Source organism: Ancylomarina sp. (genome assembly GCF_041555295.1).
Classification (GTDB): Bacteria; Bacteroidota; Bacteroidia; order Bacteroidales; family Marinifilaceae; genus Ancylomarina.
This window is the reverse complement of sequence record NZ_JBFFKR010000018.1, coordinates 13,335-30,213: the sequence shown is the minus strand read 5'-3', so window position 1 is coordinate 30,213 and position 16,879 is coordinate 13,335. Positions and strand designations below refer to the sequence as shown.

The following is a 16,879-nucleotide window of genomic DNA, read 5'->3' as shown; positions in this document are numbered from 1 at the left end:
TTTTACTGATATCTTCTTGTAATTCTATTATGGCAGCATCTTGTTGTAATAAAATCTGGTATTTTTTAATTTCGTTAGATTCTTTCCCCAACTCGATACGTTGATTTTGTGTAAAACTCAATTCTTTGCTTACAACTAAATCCTTTTGAATGACAATGGCTTTTTGTTTGCGGCGATTTGATTTCCAGTCGAATATGTTCCATGAGATTTTTGCACCAAGCATGTAATAGGTATCAAACTTATCCATCAATTGATTGTAACCAGGATTTCCATAGCCCATCTGTCCAAAACCTTTGATTACTGGATATCGGTCTTTTTTCAGAAGATCATTTTGTGCATCAAGTAAGGATTGCTGGCTTGAATACCATTTATATTCAGGTCTATCTTTCAAGTCGAGAGCTATATTGTCAATTAAACCTTTTTCGATTGAGGATTCCTTTAATTCGGTTGTGATATTTATTTGACGACCCATTAGCTGAGAAAGCACATTAAATGAAGATGCCTCGTGTGCATTTAGCGTCATAAATTGTTGCTCGATTAAAAGAAACTCCGATTTTAATATTTTTAAATTAGCAGGCAAAACTGCACCATTTTCAACAGAGGATTTGACTTGATTTATACGTTTTGATATGATCTTTTGCTTATCGTAAAGAATTTCTTTGTTTTTCCTGACCAATTGAATGCCAAAAAAGGCTGAATTTACTCTTTGTCGTAGTTGGTACATCTGAATTTCAAGATTCTGAATTTCAACTTCAGAAGATTTTCTTTCAACGTCAACTCTATTTTTGGTTTTTCCGCCGTCATAAATCAACTGTTCTACATCAAGACTCAGTGAATATTGGTCTTTTGGAGCTTGGGGTGTATCCATTCCAGGGAATGAAATTCCAGTTACATCTGATTGATAGCTAAATTTTACATTTGCATAAATTCTTGGCAAATAAGCGACTTTCAAATTTTCGAGATTTAAAATAGATGATTTACTTATAAGTTTCTTTCCTTTAATTAGGGGGAAGTTTTCCTGAACTTCTTTTTGGCATTGTTCTAAGCTAATTTCATCCTGCTGAGCCCATCCTGTTGTAAAAGCAAACAAGAATATCAACAAAAGAATGAACTTGCTTTTTCTTTCTATTAAATTCATATTCCTAATAATTAGATTTGAATTGATTGAATAATAAATTCTGAAACACGATTGGCTCTTGATTTAAGAACTTCATCCATATCTTCACCTTTATACAAAAATTGCTCTGATATAGGTCGGCTTGCAAATGGGAAAATAGATAAACTAATAATATTTAGTATCAGTTCTCGAGGATCAATAGGTCTAATCTTACCAGTTTCAATTGCTTCGCTTATTTGCATGGCTGTTTTCTTTTTTCCTTCTTCAATACCCACAATATTTAGGAGCTTTAATATCCGGCTTGGATCCGTACTTGCCTCGTTTATTATAAAATTTGGAATAAAAGGATATTCAGCCATCACCTTATGGTAGAGCGTGCAAATATTTCTGATCTTCAGAAATAATTCTGAATCATCTGCTAAAAATGCTGCTAATGGACCAACTAGTTTTTTAAAGGCTTCCTCAAAAACCTGTTCAAATAGCTTCTCCTTGCTGCGATAGTAGTAATGCAAGAGCGCTTTATTTATGCCAGCAGCATCTGCAATCTCTTGCATTCGAGCACCAGCTAATCCTTTTTTTGCAAAAATTGTTCTTGCAGCGGCAAGTATGTTTTCTTGAGTTTCAATTAATTTCTTTTCCATAACGTCTATTTTTAACCAGATGGTTAAATTTAATCTAAAAAATAAACCATTCGGTTTAACCGTTTGGTTAATGCAAATGTAGAGGAATATTTTTATTCCACAAAATAAAATTGAAAAATTTAACCATATGGTTAAAGATTGGACTAGGCATTCTGAAGATTGGATGCTATTATTTTGCTTTTCTTCAAAATGGAAACGTGTAAGTGAAAGAAATTTAGTTATATAAGAACGCTTCTTATTCATGTTGATCTTTGAGTTTTGTCTGCTGTTGCTTCTTGCTTTCAAAAGTGATAACTTGTATAAACCAACAAATGAATACTAATTGATGAATAGGGGGACCAAAGCATGACTACCAATCCAGCAAGAATAGCCAATCCAGATGATTTGGTTTTCTATGTGAAATACCACATTAAGCCCGAATATGTTGAAGAGTTCCAGGAGCGCTTGTTTGAGCTTGTGGATAATATGACCCAAGAGCCCACTTTTGTAAGTGCCTTTGTACATGAGGATACGGAGGATTCTACTCGATTTAGCATGTATGAACGTTGGACCGAGGCTTCGAAAGAGGATTTTATGAACTATCAGATGGCAGCCAAGGATTACCGGAAAGTTTATGAGAAGCGACTGCCTGAAATAAGTGCTAGTCCGAGAAAAATACATATACTTCGTCCTATGGCTTTTTGGGCAAGTGCTCAGTTCGAAACGGTAGCCAATGATTTGACTTTTTATTCAAACTTTCAGGTTAAACCAGGCACTCAAGCAGATTGGAAAATGGCAGCCATGAAGGTATTTGACAGGATGGTGAAAGAAGATCCCTTTATCTGTGCTTTTCTGCATCAGGATGCTGAAGATCCTACTCGTTTTACGATTTATGAGCGCTGGAACAAAACTGACCAGATGGATTTTACCGGGGAGCACCGAAAACTATACGAGGGCATTCTATCCGATTCGGTTCAGAGTCTGAGAAGTTTTCATATCCTCCAGCCGCGAGGGAATTGGGCTGACGAATAAGTCGGAAGAAGATGTTTTTTTGAAAAGTATTGTTAGCTTAGGATAATGAATATTTAATTGAAAAAGAATGCATAAGAAGATCTTTGACGTTACCAGTATTGGCAATTTAGAATTAAAGAATCGCTTGTGGCGTTCGGCTACTTGGCTGAACCTTGCCGATGAAAAGGGCCACCTAAGCCCAGAACTGATTTACCGTTATGAGGAATTGGCTAAAGGGGGCGTGGGTACTATCATTACCGGTTATGCCCATATTCTGGAGAATGAACAACCCAATGCAGGAATGTTGGGCATCTACTCAGATGATTTTATTGAGGAGTACCGACTTTTCGTTAAGCGAATCCATGAATTGGGTTCTAAACTTATTATGCAGGTTTGTTACGGAGGCTCCTCAACCAAATATCAAACTGAAGGTAGGCTTATTTGGGGACCATCTGCTGTTAAGAATCCGTCCTCAGGAGTAACTCCAAATGAGATGACATCCGAGGATATCCGAACCGTTATAGAAGCTTATGTCCAAAGTGCCAGACGAGTAAAGGAGTCAGGCTTTGATGGGGTGCAATTACATGCTGCCCATTCCTATTTGTATAGTCAGTTTCTTTCGCCCTATTTCAATCGTAGGAAGGATGCTTATGGTGGCTCAATAGAAAACCGTGCCCGGATTATTTTCGAAACACTCGAAGCTGTCCGTAAAGAGGTGGGGCCTGATTATCCTGTTCTAATAAAGATGCACTGCACCGACGATTGGGCTGAACATGGATTGACACCCGATGAAAGTCTTTGGGTGGCAAAAGAACTGGAGAAACGTGGCATCACGGCTATAGAGTTTAGTGGTGGTAATCCTGATCCCAGCTATCCCCTTAAAAGACCTATTAGAACTAAGATCCTTAAAAGGGAAAAGCAAGCTTATTTCTTTAATGCAACTAAACAGATCGCGGCAGAACTTGATATTCCTGTTATATCCGTTGGAGGCCATCGTAATATGGAATTGATGGAACACATTCTTAACGATAGTGCTATCTCCTATGTTGCCTTATCGCGTGCCCTCTTTTCGGAGCCGGATTTACCTAATAAATGGAAACAAGATCCAACCTATAATCCTAGGTGTACATCCTGTGCCAAATGCTGGTCTCCGGGAGGAAATATTTGCATTCTGGATCGTAAGAATAAAGTTTTCTCAAAGTAAAATGACATTATAGTTCATGAATAAAAACGATACTATATTGTTCGAGTTGCCTTAATCTTATAAATGATTGAGGCAATGAGCCCTCCGGTAATGGCAGGTATCAACCATCCCATTTCGAATGTGGTCATGGGGAAGGACAGTAGCCAGTCTTTTACCACTAATAAGGAATCGAATGACTCGCAGATAAACATCAGAATGCTAAAACACAGAGTTCCGCCTACAACACCGGAATAAATCCCTTTAAAGTGAATGTATTTATCGAACAAATTAAGGATGACCAGAACCAGAATGGCTGGATACACAATACCTAAAATCGGACCTGAGAAGAGAACGATTTGTTCAACACCTAAATTGGCAAGGAGATAACTGAGCAGGGTAATAGTAATCACATTAAAGCGATAAGTTAATTTGTTGTTGGTTAGTTCACTAAAATATTCGGCAACGGCAGTTGTTAAACCCACAGTTGTGGTAAAACATGCAAATATAACGGTTACGGCAACCATCCAAACCCCATACTGCCCGAACACTCTTTCCACAAGAGCCATAAAGCTTTCTGTTCTGCTCATGCCTGCAGGGATACTACTGGCACCACTAGCCCCCAAATAGATTAAGCCACCATACACAAAACCAATAATACTAAAAGCAACTAAACCCGATTTGATCATCATTTTAACTTGCGATGAGGTATCGGTATAACCTTTTTCTTTTAAACCCATAAGAATAATGCCTGAAAAGATGACAGCACCCAAGGCATCTACAGTTTGATAGCCCTCTAGAAAAGCATAGGCATACACATTTGATATTTTCGTGAGAGGGAAATCTGCATCGGGCATCAGCATGTTCTTCACGATTATCGATACCAATGCCAAAAGCAAGAGAGGTGTTAGATAGACAGCGACCTTATCGATAATGCCTTTGGGATTTATGACAAAGAGTAAGGCCATGCCAAAATAAACCAAGGTGAAAACGTATTGAGGAATACTAGGAAACAGGGGGATGATCCCCATTTCGAAACTGACGGCTCCAGTTCTGGGTAGAGCCAACAGAGGCCCTAAAATAAGCATGAGTATAATCCCCATTACAATGCTAAATCTGGGACTAACCTTGGATGAAAAAGAATAAAATGATCCTCCCGATTTTGCTACAGCAACAATGGCAAGTATCGATAGACTCACGTCGGTGGTGAAGAAACCCATGATGGCCTCCATCCACGAAGCGCCACTCATAACACCCAACTGTGGAGGAAATATTAAATTTCCTGCTCCAAAAAACATTGCAAACAGTGCTACGCCAATCACGGTAATATCCTTTAATTGTTTCATCTATTCAATAGGTAGTAAGAAGAGTTTAGTCCTCTTTATTATGCAGAAAACTCATCCGTAAATTGGTGAGCTTCTATTGATTTTAATATGTTGTTTGAAAATTATCTAGCTGCTTTAATCTTATAGGAAACTGAAGCCAAAAGTCCGCCTAAGAGTGCTGGTATCAACCATCCCATTTCGTAAGAGGTCATTGGAAATGACATTAGAAAATTTTTAGCTCCGGATAGGGAATCGAATGATTGACAGATAAACATGAGTATACTAAAACACAGAGTTCCACCTACAACACCTGAATAAATCTCTTTAAATGGAATGTATTTATCGAAGAGATTGAGAACAATTAAAACCAATATAGCAGGGTAGATCATATTCAAAATTGGACCTGAGAAGAAAACAATTTGCTCAACACCCAAATTCGCAAGGAGAAAACTAATCAGGGTGATTGTGATCACGTTAAAACGGTAGCTCAGTTTATTATTGGTCAGTTCACTAAAATATTCCGCAACCGTAGTTGTTAAACCGACTGTTGTGGTAAAACAAGCAAATATGACTGTTATAGCAACCATCCATACCCCGTACTGTCCGAACATTCGGTCAACAAGAGTCATAAATGTTTCTGTTCTGGTCATGCCTTCTGGAATACTGCTGGCACCATTAGCCCCTAAATAGATCAAACCTCCATATACAAAACCGATTATACTAAAGGCAACTAGGCCAGATTTGATGGTCATCTTTATTTGTGATGAGGTATCGGTATAGCCTTTTTCCTTTAAGCCCATTAGAATAATACCAGCAAAGATGACTGCTGCCAAGCCATCCAAAGTCTGGTAGCCCTCCAGAAAAGCATAGGTATACACGTTGGTTAATCTTGCAGCTGGCATAATGGTATCGGGCATTAGTATGTTCTTTACAATTATGGATACCAAGGCGACAAGCAAGACAGGTGTCAGATAGAGAGCTATCTTGTCGATAATACCTTTGGGATTGATCACAAAGAGTAGAGAAATACCAAAATAAATCAGAGTAAAGATATATTGAGGAATGCCGGGGAATATGGGCAGTATACCCATCTCGTAACTGACCGCTCCGGTTCTGGGTAGAGCCAACAGGGGACCTATAATTAGCATGATGATGATACCCATGATGATACTAAACCTGGGACCGACCTTGGATGCAAAAGAATTAAATGTGCCTCCTGATTTTGCTATGGCAATAATTGCCAGTATTGATAGACTCACATCGGTGGTGAAGAAACCCAGGATGGCTTGCAGCCAAGAATCGCCACTCACAACACCCAACTGAGGTGGAAATATCAAATTTCCTGCTCCAAAAAACATAGCAAATAGAGCTACACCAATCACCACAATATCCTTAAGCTTCTTCATTATATCTGATTATTTAAAAATAGAGCGCGAATGTATTAAATGATTGATGAAAAAAAACAAACTATTATCATCTATTTGGGGATTGTGTGGAAAAATAGTCGGTTAAAACAGGGAACGAATGCATTCAACTGATGTTTGTATAATTTGCTTCTTTTGTCAATGAAGTGTAACCTGATTTTTAGTGCAAAAATTCACTTCAGTATATTTATAAAAAAAACTCACCAGGTCTTGGTGAGTTTCTCGTGTTTTGTATGCTATTGGATTATACCGACTGTTGTTTAGTTTCGATGGTCTATATTTTATTCTAGTAGGTCTTAGCCATAAACTCATTGTTCTATCTTATTTGTGAACGTGGATAAAGTTTAACTTATCTGGTAGGATATAGTGAATTTACGATTCCAGACGGTAAATCTCCATAATATCCTTAAGAATTTTATTGAAGTCAATTTTCATATCAATAATATGGCCTGTGTGAATATCGAATACCCATCCGTGAACTGTGATTTGACTATGTAAAAGGGCTTTTTGCACTTCGGCAGTCTTAATTAAATTCACGCATTGTTCCTGCACATTCAGTTCAACCAAGCGGTTGTACTTTTGTTCTTCAAACTCAATGGCATTCAGCTCATCTTTGTGCAAACGATAAACATCGCGAATATTTCTCAGCCAAGGATTTAGAATCCCCATATCCTTAGACTGCATAGCTGCTTTTACACCACCACAATTGTAATGGCCACAAATGACAACATGCTTCACCTTAAGGTAACTAACTGCATAGTTGATGACTGACATGGCACTCAAATCGGTATTGGATACCATGTTTGCAATATTTCGGTGTACAAACATGTCACCGGGTTCTATACCCATTAAATCACCCGTGGTTACACGGCTATCAGAACAACCTATGTATAGAATTTCGGGACTTTGTTCTCCTGAAAGTTTTTTGAAATATTCGGGATCTTTTTTGAGTTTATCAGCAATCCATTGCCTATTGTTTTCGAAAATGTATTCAATATCCACTTTTGTTTATTTTGGTTAATAAGCATAAATCAAAAAAGAGTATGATCGTTTCTTACTCCAAATTGAAAGAAGAAAAACGGGTGGTTTATACTCTAATGAGATTAAATATAGTAAAGTTCTTTTTTGTTAAGATAAATCGATGTGATAAAAAGAGGATAATGACTGTTTATCTTTTTGAAATGGTGAAGTAGACGATTTAAATATAAGGGAGAGGGCATAAAAAAAAACCGTTTGCAGACGCATAACGGTTCAATATAGATTTCTATGTTTTATTTAAAATTCTTCATCAAGAATATTCTTTACGCGTCCCACTTCGCCTGTTTCAAGTTGCACTTTTATACCATGAGGGTGATTGGGTGATTTTGTTAGAATTCGTTTTATGACACCTTCTGTTAAATTGCCACTTCGTTGATCTTGCTTTTGTACAATTTCAACTTCTAATCCAACTTTAATATCTTTTCTTTTTCTGCCATCTGGCTGATCATTTTCCATCATATTTTTTCTGCTAATTTTTAGATCAAAGGCTATTTCTGTTTGCTTCGGCAAGATAGGGCTTCTAAGGATCTCTTCAAATCTATTTTAGCTTTAAGAAGGTTTCAGATGAAATTAGGTTGTTTTAGAGATAAATAAGTAGTAAAAAGAGGTGAAATCCATATAATAGTGGATAAAATTGTGATAAAATGGAAAAGAAAGGACTGATATTTTTCGAAATCGATTAAATTTGCATTCAAATCAGATTTATGGGAACGATACGATATATTGATAGAAAGAGTGGAAGTCTTATTAAGGAATTCGTTCCAAGCGAAGGCATGTTAAAATGGCTTTATAATTCTTCTTTGGGAAAGGCAACACTTCATACTCTGGTTAAACGAAAAATGTTAACCATGCTTGGTGGCTGGTATATGAGTAGCCGTTTTTCGAAGAAGAAGATTGATAAATTTATTTCTCAATATCAAATTGATCTATCCAATTATAAGATAACTGACAGTAAGGCTTATCTCAACTTTAACGATTTTTTCTTTAGAAAAATGCAAGTAGGAAAGAGGCCTATTGGAGATGGGGTTGTTTCACCTGCTGATGGTAAGCTTCTTGCTTTTCAGTCTATTAAAGATATTTCTTCGTTTTTTGTAAAAGGTTCAGAATTTACGATTCAAACTTTTCTTAAGAATAAAGAATTGACTAAAAAATATGCCGATGGTTCTATGGTCATTGTTCGTTTGGCACCTACAGATTACCACCGATTTCACTTTCCGGCAAGTGGTTTAATATCCGAATCAAAATCAATTAAAGGAAGATATTTCTCTGTTTCTCCTATGGCTTTGAAAAAGAGTTTGGAAATTTTCTGTCAGAATTATAGAACTTACAGTACACTTAAAACTGAAGATTTTGGTGATATCATTATCTCTGAAGTAGGAGCTACCATGGTTGGTAGTATCATCCAAACCTACCAAGATAATTCTCGGGTTCAAAAAGGGGAGGAGAAAGGCTATTTCGCTTTCGGAGGTTCAACTCTAGTCTTATTCTTCGAAAAAGGAAAAGTGAAATTAGCTGATGACCTTATTGATAATACCCAAAAAGGCTATGAAACGGCTGTGTTTATGGGTGAAAATATTGCCAGTAAAACGATAGTTTAATTTATTTAGACAATTCTAAAAGTTTCAATACCGTTTTCCAATTTCGTGTCGTGGCTTTGCAATTGAACTTCTTTTCCAATAGACCATTGGTCATTTTAGTTTCACTGTATTTGTTTGTACAACAAAGAAAAACATGCTGACCAATTATTTCGAATTGATCCATACCAAAATCCTTTTTTTTCAAATCTTCAACCTTATCTGATTTTGGTTCTTCATCCAGAAGAGTCAAATGCTGGCGATCTATGCTTATCCTTTTGTTTTTAAAAAAGGGATTGTCTGATATCAGTTGTTCCCATTCATAAGCTTTCCTTATGATTACTGGAACATCAAGTTTAAAATGTTCCAGAATGGCAGCTTCAATTTTATGAGCTAATTCAATATTATCCTCTTCTTTGTCTAATTCAAATACAACATTACCACTTTGTATATAGGTGATGCAATTGGTAAATCCCAGTTTAGCAAAGAGGTCTTTCAAATCAGCCATAAGCACTTTCCGCTTGCCAGCTACATTGATACCTCTTAATAGTGCGATGTATTTAATCATGATATTTTTTATTTAATAACCAGCAGCTTGTGCATCTTTAAGGCTTTCGGAAGCAGCTCGGTAAACTTTGTTTTTTTAAGTCTTGTTCTAAAATACAGCTACAAGTTAATTCTAAAATTAAACTGAATTTTCAAATATCACTTTGGGTGTTTTTGTACTCTAAAGATAAATGAGGTCTTTTATTATTATATCGTTTAGTATCATATTTTGCTGCCGTTTTTGTAGCAATGGTTTTCTTCAGTCCTTAGATTCAAGTAACAAATGCAACTTAAGTTGATTCATTGTATCAGGAGCACATGCATTTCATTAGAAACTAATTTTGCCCCTCCTCTTCGTTTTTTGTAAATTTATATAGGCCTCGTAGTCAAAGCATAAAAGATGCTTTCTGATCGATTGAGTACGCTGTTAAATTATTCAACTTTTTAAGTTTTTGACTTTAGATCTTTGAACTTTATCTAAAAACAAATATTATGAATCTTCTTTTAACAATTAGTCTCGGTATCTTATTATTCCTGTTTAGTGGAATTCGTATTATTTTTGAATACAAAAGAGCATTAAAATTCAGGTTCGGAAAATATATTAAGATTCTTGAACCAGGTTTCAGATGGATAATCCCCATTATAGAAACTATCCAAATTGTAGATATCCGTGTAATTACAATCAATATCGACTCTCAGGAAGTGATGACAGAAGACAATGTGCCTTGTAGTATAGATGGCGTTGTATTTTTTTAAATTGACAACCCTGAAAAGGCGGTTTTGGAGGTAGAAGAATACAAATTTGCTATTATACAGTTGGCACAAGCTGCATTAAGAGATGTTTGTGGAAAGGTGGAGTTGGATACCATCTTATCGAAACGTGAGGAGATGGGGAAAAACATCAAAACGATTGTCGAAAAGGAAACCAAGGAGTGGGGGATAATGATTATTGATGTGAAAATTAAAGATATTCAATTGCCTGAAAATATGAGACGTATGATGGCCAATCAGGCTGAAGCGGAACGATCGCGAAGAGCGAGAATTATTCTTGCCCTTGCTGAGGAGCAAGCAGCTGGAAACTTATTAGCGGCTGGAAAACTCATTGACCAATCTCCTTCAGCCATTAAGTTAAGACTTTATCAAACCCTGGCAAATATTGCTTCTGAAAAGAATTCGACTATTCTTTTCCCATTCCCTGAAGAGGTCTTACCAAGGAAGCCAAAGGAAGATTGATTAAAAATTGATCCATAAAATAGGTTGCATCAGTGAAACACCCTGTTTTTTTAGCTACTTAGATTTAGGAGCTAACTACTTTTTCTGTTTATTCTTCAACAACCAACTTTATCTTTTAAAATTATTTAATATGAATCATATAATTGTATTAGGTGCCGGAATGGTGGGTAGTGCTATAGCAATAGATATGGCAAAAAAACATCATGTAACACTGACAGATATAAGTAGGAGCGTGCTGGATAATGTGAAATTGAAGCACAATAGTTTAACGATTCAATTGTTAGATGTAACCAATAAAGCGGAGCTTCAAAGTGTAATAAGACCATATGATCTGGTGATAAATGCAGTGCCTGGTTTTTTAGGTTTCGAAGCGTTAAAATCCATCATTGAGGCAGAAATGAATGTTATAGACATTGCATTTTCTCCTGAAAACACATTAGAACTTAATGCATTGGCAAAAGAGAAAAACGTAACAGCTATAGTCGATTGCGGAGTGGCTCCTGGAATGGATAATCTGATATTAGGCTACTACAACGAGAAAATGGAACTAACTGATTTTGAATGCTTGGTTGGAGGATTACCAAAAGAAAAAAAATGGCCTTTTTGCTATAAGGCTCCTTTCTCGCCTATTGATGTAATTGAGGAATATACCCGACCTGCCAGGTATGTGCAACATGGAGAAGTTGTCGTTCGCGAACCTTTAACAGATTGTGAATATGTTAAATTTGATAGGATTGGCTCTTTAGAATCTTTTAACACGGATGGGTTGAGATCAATCATTTACACCATGCCTCATATTCCCAATATGAAAGAAAAAACCTTACGCTATCCAGGTCATGTTGAATATGTGAGAGTCTTAAAAGAAAGTGGTTTTTTTAGTAAGGAAAGGGTCGACGTTAATGGGACTATGGTTTCTCCTTTAGATTTTACCAGTAAAATTCTTATTAATGAATGGAAATTAGGTGAAACTGAAGAAGAATTAACCGTAATGAGAGTGACTTTAAAGGGAGAAAACGATGATGGACAATTAGAAGAGATCGTTTATAATCTGCATGCTGAATATTGTAAGGATACCAAGACATCATCGATGGCAAGAACAACCGGTTATACTGCTACCGCTGCCGCCAATCTGTTTTTAGAAGGTTTGTTTTCGGGAAAAGGTGTTTTCCCTCTGGAATTGCTTGGTAAGCATGAGGCTTGTTTTAACTATATCCTGGAATATCTAGAAGAAAGGAACATTCACTATAAAAAGAGCTCGCGCTTAATTTAATAACAAACCTGTAGCCGTATTTTAGACTGGACAAGCTTGTAGGTATATATGTATTAGCGGCATCGAAGTTGATTCGTTTTCCAAAAGGATTCGTCGATAAATACCTGCGTTCCCTGCCACACCCGCAGTGTTTTGCTTCTTAAATATACTATCTACTGTCCACCGAGAATCGTCCCGAAGGTACCGACAGCAAGTTCTGCCCAAATGAGAAGGAGTGCTATCAGAAGAGTGACACAGATAGCGATTCGGTATCTGATATTGTTAACTTTTCTAATTACAAGCTCGCACATCAAACCAGTACCGAGTAATAAAGCCCCTGCTACAACAAAATCGAGCAGTGTCCAATTGACTTCATCAGTAAACTGCATCGCTACTAATGGTATGAGCAATAGAATTATTGAAGTAAGCACAATTAAAATAAGTCTTTTGTTCTGCATAATTGTAAATGTTTTGATTAGTCCTGCATTGCTGGCAACGGTCTGAATACACGCCCGTTTAAATGGTGTTTGTTTTTTATTAGCAAGAGTTATTTAATTAAAATCTGTTATCTGATTTCATATCATTAAGTTTTCCTGTCTTTTTCTCAATCCATCCACCTTTTTCAATCTTATGAATGTCAAATTCAGGAACGTAGGGCTTTATATCCAAAAGAGGTGTCCCGTCTATCATGTCAACATTTTCAATCTCAAGACTGTTGCCTTTCACACTAATTAGTTTCACAACAGACATGCCTATTGCATTCGGTCTTTTGGGAGCTCTTGTTGAAAATACACCATGAAGCTTATCGTCAAGGAATGGTTTTACCTGTAATTTATACCCCACCGATTTGTGAAAATGATAGATTAGTATGATGTGTGAAAAACCATCAAGGTCCAATAGTCCATCAAGGTACTCTTCTTTTAATTCAATTCTTCCTTTTATACCCTTTGCACTAATCGATTGAATGGGCATGCCTTCTTTTATTTTGTGTGGCGTATGTATCGTTCCTATGGCTGTAAACTTTATTGTCATTGTATTATTAGTTTAATGTGTCGTTTTCAAAAGGCTTGATTTTCACCTGTGCACTGATTTAGGCTCATTAAATTTATCAAATCTAACTCATAAATGAAATATCTATATTTCATTTCAACCATGCCGTTCTTCATGCTGTGTTTTTCTGTTTTAAGAACCGATTTGTCAGACCTTATTCACTATTCCTGCTATTTGCTTTTGATTAGGGGCTTTCGTAAATTACGCAGGCCGAAATTGTTGTGTCCTTTTATTTTATAGCAATTAGGTATGACTAAAGGAAGCTGTCTCATGAAATTTCAACATTATCTTTTTTTGTTTTTGTGTTTACTTTTTCTAACGAATCCAACATGGGCACGTAAGAAAAAGATTCTGGTTTTGCATTCCTATCATCAGGGGTTGAATTGGACAGATAATATTACCCGAGGGATGCAATCTATTTTCGAGCAGCACGACAATTTGGAGGTGCAATTTGAATATATGGATTCTAAGCGAAATTCAGACCCTGCCTATTTGGTTGAATTTGCCAAACTCTACGAACTGAAACATCACAATATTCCTTTTGAGGTGATTATTGCCTCAGACAATAATGCTCTTGAGTTTGCCAGAAAATATCAGAATACTTATTTTAAGAATATTCCTGTCGTTTTTGCTTCTATTGATCAATTTGATGAGAGTCTGATTGAGGGGATGACTAATGTGACGGGAGTAACTGAATTCATCGATTTTAAGCGAACCATTCAGGAGGCTTTACGTTTACATCCTAAAGCGAAGAATTTGGTTGTGATAAACGATAATCAGACCACTTCGGCCATTATCAATCGTAATCACATTAAATCATTTTGGCCCGAAATTGAAACAGATGTCAATCTGATTTTTTTAGAGAATCTCTCTATTGGTGAGCTTGTTGATAAAGTGAAAGAATTGGATGATTCGAATATCATTCTTCTTTTGAATTTCAGTAAGGATAAGGAGGGCAATTATATTTCATACCAAGAGAATATTGAGATTATTCGTGAGGCCACTCAACTGCCTATTTATAGTTCCTGGGTATTTTATTTGGACGAGGGTATTGTAGGCGGTATGCTAACCAGTGGTTTTGAACAGGGCAAACTCGCAGCTCAAATTGCTTTTAGAGTGATTAATGGTGAGGATATCAACAAGATTCCTCTGGTAACGACAGGCTACAACAGCCTCATGTTCGATTACAATCAGATGCAGCGATTTGGTATCAGACCCGACCAATTGCCTGAAGGGAGCACCATTATTCATTTGCCGCTTACGTTTTTTGAGAAAAATAAAACCTATTTGTTACTGACATTTGTTTTTCTTTTATTGATTGTCTTGATTGTTGTTTATGCCCGATACATACGAAAACGCAATGAAAACAGATTACTTGCCATTAATAAGGAATTAAAAGTTAATAGAACGCGCTTGCTAAGAATGTTGGATTCCAATTCGGATGGGGTGTGGGAACACAATTTTAAAACAGAACGCCTGACTTTCAGTAAACAAATTTGGTTGAACCTGGGCTACGATCCCGATCGGGTTAAAAATACACTCGAATTTGTATATGCCCATACGCATCCCGATGATCAGGCTAAAGTAGAAGGCCAACGCTTGGATTATTTAAAGGGTAAAACAGAAACCTTTGAGGTGGTGTTTCGCCTTTGTAATGCAAAACAGGAGTGGAAGTGGTATAAGGGAAAAGGTAAAATTTTGGATAGGGATGATGATAATGCACCTATAAATATGGTGGGCACACTAACCGATATCACACAACGAAAATTGGCCGAAGAGCAAATACAGGAAGATGCGAAGCAGATCAAGGCCTCTGAAAAACGTTGGCGATCGTTGATTGAACAGGCGGCTGACGAGATTTTGATTCACGACTTTAGTGGAAAAATTATTGATGCCAACTCCTCGGCTTGTCAAAGACTGGGCTATAGTCATAAGGATTTGTTAGAGATGAATTATGCTGATTTAGACTCTAAGTATACAAATCAAAATTTAGAGCAATATTGGAATACACTCAGTCCTCATAAAAATTCCATTAATGTGGAATCCATTCAAAAACGGCATGATGGTTCTACTTTTCCTGTTGAGATGAATTTAAGTTTGATCGATTTGGAAGAGGATCAGTTGATACTGGCTGTGATAAGAGATATCAGCAAGCGACAGGCAACTGAGCGCAAGGTTCTGAATGCGGTAATTGAGACCGAGGAAAATGAGCGGAAACGCTTTGCTAAGGATTTGCATGACTCAATAGGGCCTTTGCTTTCCAGTATTAATCTTTACCTTTCGGCTCTTAAGCAAACCGAAGATAAAGAGAAAAAGGAAAGTATTATTAAAGTCTCCCGTGAGTTTGTTAATGAGGCATTGGTAAGTATCAAGGAGATTTCAAATAATCTTAGTCCTCATATTTTAAGTGATTTCGGATTGGAGAAAGCCATTGATTCCTTTGCGCAAAAATTACGGATTTCGGAGCAGATAAATATCAGTTTTCATGCTGAGAATTTAAATGAGCGACTCAACGAACAGGTTGAAGTGGTGATATACCGGGTTGTGACTGAATTGATTCATAATACGATTAAACATGCTAAGGCAGAGAATATCGAAATTAACCTTTCACGCGAAGACGATGAACTGAAGTTGATCTATATTGATGATGGAATTGGTTTCGACATTCGAAAATTGGAATCTGAGAAGTCCAATGGGATGGGACTGTACAACATTTTGAGCCGGGTTCGATCTTTAAATGGAACGCATAAGATTAAGAGCAACCCCGTAAATGGAGGTATGATGGCTGTACTTATGGTTAAGGTGGAATCCAAAGAGAAATTATAAATACCAAAAAAAAGAAGAGGATGAAAGAATACAGGCTTGCTTTAGTTGACGATCATAAAATGTTTCGCAGTGGATTACGTTTCTTACTTAATGATATCCCGGAAATTAAAGTGGTGGGTGAAGCTTCCAATGGTTTGGAATTTCTCGATATGGCAGCCAACGAGATTATCGATATTGTCTTGATGGATATTAATATGCCCGAGATGAATGGACTGGAAGCAACCTGTGAAGCGCTTAAACTTTATCCTAAGCTTAAAATTATTGTCCTCTCTATGCATGGTGAAGAGGAATATTACGATCAGATGGTGGATGCCGGGGTACAGGGCTTTTTGCTAAAGAATTCGGGTGTTGAAGACCTGACTGCTGCTCTGCAGGCCGTTATCAATGGAGGGACTTATTTCTCACAAGAACTATTGGTTGGTATTCTGGATAAAAAGAAACAAAAGCAGTTTCAGACCGAGGTGGTTAAACTAACCCAACGAGAGTTGGAAGTACTGAAGTTGATTTGCGAAGGCTTTTGTAATACAGATATTGCCGAAAAACTCTTTATCAGCAATCGTACGGTTGATCGTCATCGTTCCAATCTTTTGAGTAAAACAGGCTGTCCCAATTCGACATCATTGGTGATGTATGCCGTAAAAAATAGAATTATTGAAGTATAAGCCCTCAATTAAGGAACCTAATTT

At 36.8% G+C, this 16,879-nt stretch carries 15 protein-coding genes and 1 pseudogene; 7 read left to right on the top strand and 9 right to left on the bottom strand.

Features of this window, described 5'->3' with window-relative positions:
- Together ABY905_RS03100 and ABY905_RS03095 are read right to left on the bottom strand one after the other, a co-directional pair.
- Positions 1–1,138 (bottom strand): TolC family protein (locus tag ABY905_RS03100; RefSeq protein WP_372640355.1); only part of this gene is annotated, 1,138 nt, incomplete at its 3' end.
- 11 nt (positions 1,139–1,149) lie between these two features.
- The gene (locus ABY905_RS03095) at positions 1,150–1,758 is read right to left on the bottom strand and encodes a TetR/AcrR family transcriptional regulator (protein WP_372640353.1); all 609 of its coding nucleotides are present in this window, start codon (positions 1,756–1,758) and stop codon (positions 1,150–1,152) included.
- Positions 1,759–2,103: 345 nt separating this feature from the next.
- Here ABY905_RS03095 and ABY905_RS03090 point away from each other — a divergent pair, with 345 nt between their 5' ends.
- Positions 2,104–2,769: a putative quinol monooxygenase gene (locus tag ABY905_RS03090; protein ID WP_372640351.1), complete on the top strand. Its 666-nt coding sequence runs from the start codon at positions 2,104–2,106 to the stop codon at positions 2,767–2,769.
- A 67-nt stretch (positions 2,770–2,836) separates the two neighbouring features.
- Positions 2,837–3,952 carry an NADH:flavin oxidoreductase gene (locus ABY905_RS03085; protein WP_372640349.1) on the top strand — a complete coding sequence of 372 codons (1,116 nt, stop codon included), beginning with the start codon at positions 2,837–2,839 and terminating at the stop codon, positions 3,950–3,952.
- 32 nt (positions 3,953–3,984) lie between these two features.
- Here ABY905_RS03085 and brnQ (ABY905_RS03080) read toward each other — a convergent pair whose 3' ends face one another.
- From brnQ (ABY905_RS03080) to ABY905_RS03065, 4 genes are all read right to left on the bottom strand, one after another.
- Positions 3,985–5,274 carry a branched-chain amino acid transport system II carrier protein gene (gene brnQ, locus ABY905_RS03080; RefSeq protein ID WP_372640345.1) on the bottom strand — a complete coding sequence of 430 codons (1,290 nt, stop codon included), beginning with the start codon at positions 5,272–5,274 and terminating at the stop codon, positions 3,985–3,987.
- Between the two features lie 101 nt (positions 5,275–5,375).
- Entirely contained in the window at positions 5,376–6,659 is a 1,284-nt protein-coding gene (gene brnQ / locus ABY905_RS03075; protein WP_372640343.1) for a branched-chain amino acid transport system II carrier protein, read from the bottom strand.
- Between the two features lie 390 nt (positions 6,660–7,049).
- The gene (locus ABY905_RS03070; RefSeq protein WP_372640341.1) at positions 7,050–7,679 is read right to left on the bottom strand and encodes a carbonic anhydrase; all 630 of its coding nucleotides are present in this window, start codon (positions 7,677–7,679) and stop codon (positions 7,050–7,052) included.
- Positions 7,680–7,952: 273 nt separating this feature from the next.
- Positions 7,953–8,225 (bottom strand): YwbE family protein, encoded by a 273-nt coding sequence (locus ABY905_RS03065; protein ID WP_372640339.1) that lies wholly within the window; start codon positions 8,223–8,225, stop codon positions 7,953–7,955.
- Positions 8,226–8,419: 194 nt separating this feature from the next.
- Here ABY905_RS03065 and ABY905_RS03060 point away from each other — a divergent pair, with 194 nt between their 5' ends.
- The gene (locus tag ABY905_RS03060; protein ID WP_372640337.1) at positions 8,420–9,313 is read left to right on the top strand and encodes a phosphatidylserine decarboxylase; all 894 of its coding nucleotides are present in this window, start codon (positions 8,420–8,422) and stop codon (positions 9,311–9,313) included.
- A gap of 1 nt (position 9,314) precedes the next feature.
- On the opposite strand, the gene ABY905_RS03055 is transcribed toward ABY905_RS03060, so the two are convergent.
- Entirely contained in the window at positions 9,315–9,857 is a 543-nt protein-coding gene (locus ABY905_RS03055) for a DUF1697 domain-containing protein (RefSeq protein ID WP_372640335.1), read from the bottom strand.
- Positions 9,858–10,327: 470 nt separating this feature from the next.
- On the opposite strand from ABY905_RS03055, the pseudogene ABY905_RS03050 reads away from it, so the two are divergent.
- Together ABY905_RS03050 and ABY905_RS03045 are read left to right on the top strand one after the other, a co-directional pair.
- Positions 10,328–11,068: pseudogene (locus ABY905_RS03050) on the top strand (slipin family protein).
- 130 nt (positions 11,069–11,198) lie between these two features.
- Positions 11,199–12,338: a saccharopine dehydrogenase family protein gene (locus ABY905_RS03045; RefSeq protein ID WP_372640333.1), complete on the top strand. Its 1,140-nt coding sequence runs from the start codon at positions 11,199–11,201 to the stop codon at positions 12,336–12,338.
- A 152-nt stretch (positions 12,339–12,490) separates the two neighbouring features.
- On the opposite strand, the gene ABY905_RS03040 is transcribed toward ABY905_RS03045, so the two are convergent.
- Entirely contained in the window at positions 12,491–12,727 is a 237-nt protein-coding gene (locus ABY905_RS03040) for a hypothetical protein (protein WP_372640330.1), read from the bottom strand.
- Between the two features lie 145 nt (positions 12,728–12,872).
- Positions 12,873–13,349 (bottom strand): tRNA (N6-threonylcarbamoyladenosine(37)-N6)-methyltransferase TrmO, encoded by a 477-nt coding sequence (tsaA, locus tag ABY905_RS03035; RefSeq protein ID WP_372640328.1) that lies wholly within the window; start codon positions 13,347–13,349, stop codon positions 12,873–12,875.
- A 288-nt stretch (positions 13,350–13,637) separates the two neighbouring features.
- Here tsaA and ABY905_RS03030 point away from each other — a divergent pair, with 288 nt between their 5' ends.
- On the top strand, positions 13,638–16,193 hold the full coding sequence (locus ABY905_RS03030; protein WP_372640326.1) for an ABC transporter substrate binding protein: 2,556 nt from the start codon (positions 13,638–13,640) through the stop codon (positions 16,191–16,193).
- Between the two features lie 20 nt (positions 16,194–16,213).
- A complete protein-coding gene (locus ABY905_RS03025) occupies positions 16,214–16,855 on the top strand; it encodes a response regulator (RefSeq protein ID WP_372640324.1) in 642 nt (213 codons plus the stop codon).
- Positions 16,856–16,879 lie beyond the last annotated feature (24 nt).

Bases quoted from the DNA above. Each gene is read 5' to 3' on its own strand.
- ABY905_RS03095 (WP_372640353.1), bottom strand. From the start codon at position 1,758: ATGGAAAAGAAATTAATTGAAACTCAAGAAAACATACTTGCCGCTGCA.
- ABY905_RS03090 (WP_372640351.1), top strand. From the start codon at position 2,104: ATGACTACCAATCCAGCAAGAATAGCCAATCCAGATGATTTGGTTTTC.
- ABY905_RS03085 (WP_372640349.1), top strand. From the start codon at position 2,837: ATGCATAAGAAGATCTTTGACGTTACCAGTATTGGCAATTTAGAATTA.
- brnQ (WP_372640345.1), bottom strand. From the start codon at position 5,274: ATGAAACAATTAAAGGATATTACCGTGATTGGCGTAGCACTGTTTGCA.
- brnQ (WP_372640343.1), bottom strand. From the start codon at position 6,659: ATGAAGAAGCTTAAGGATATTGTGGTGATTGGTGTAGCTCTATTTGCT.
- ABY905_RS03060 (WP_372640337.1), top strand. From the start codon at position 8,420: ATGGGAACGATACGATATATTGATAGAAAGAGTGGAAGTCTTATTAAG.
- ABY905_RS03055 (WP_372640335.1), bottom strand. From the start codon at position 9,857: ATGATTAAATACATCGCACTATTAAGAGGTATCAATGTAGCTGGCAAG.
- ABY905_RS03045 (WP_372640333.1), top strand. From the start codon at position 11,199: ATGAATCATATAATTGTATTAGGTGCCGGAATGGTGGGTAGTGCTATA.
- tsaA (WP_372640328.1), bottom strand. From the start codon at position 13,349: ATGACAATAAAGTTTACAGCCATAGGAACGATACATACGCCACACAAA.
- ABY905_RS03030 (WP_372640326.1), top strand. From the start codon at position 13,638: ATGAAATTTCAACATTATCTTTTTTTGTTTTTGTGTTTACTTTTTCTA.
- ABY905_RS03025 (WP_372640324.1), top strand. From the start codon at position 16,214: ATGAAAGAATACAGGCTTGCTTTAGTTGACGATCATAAAATGTTTCGC.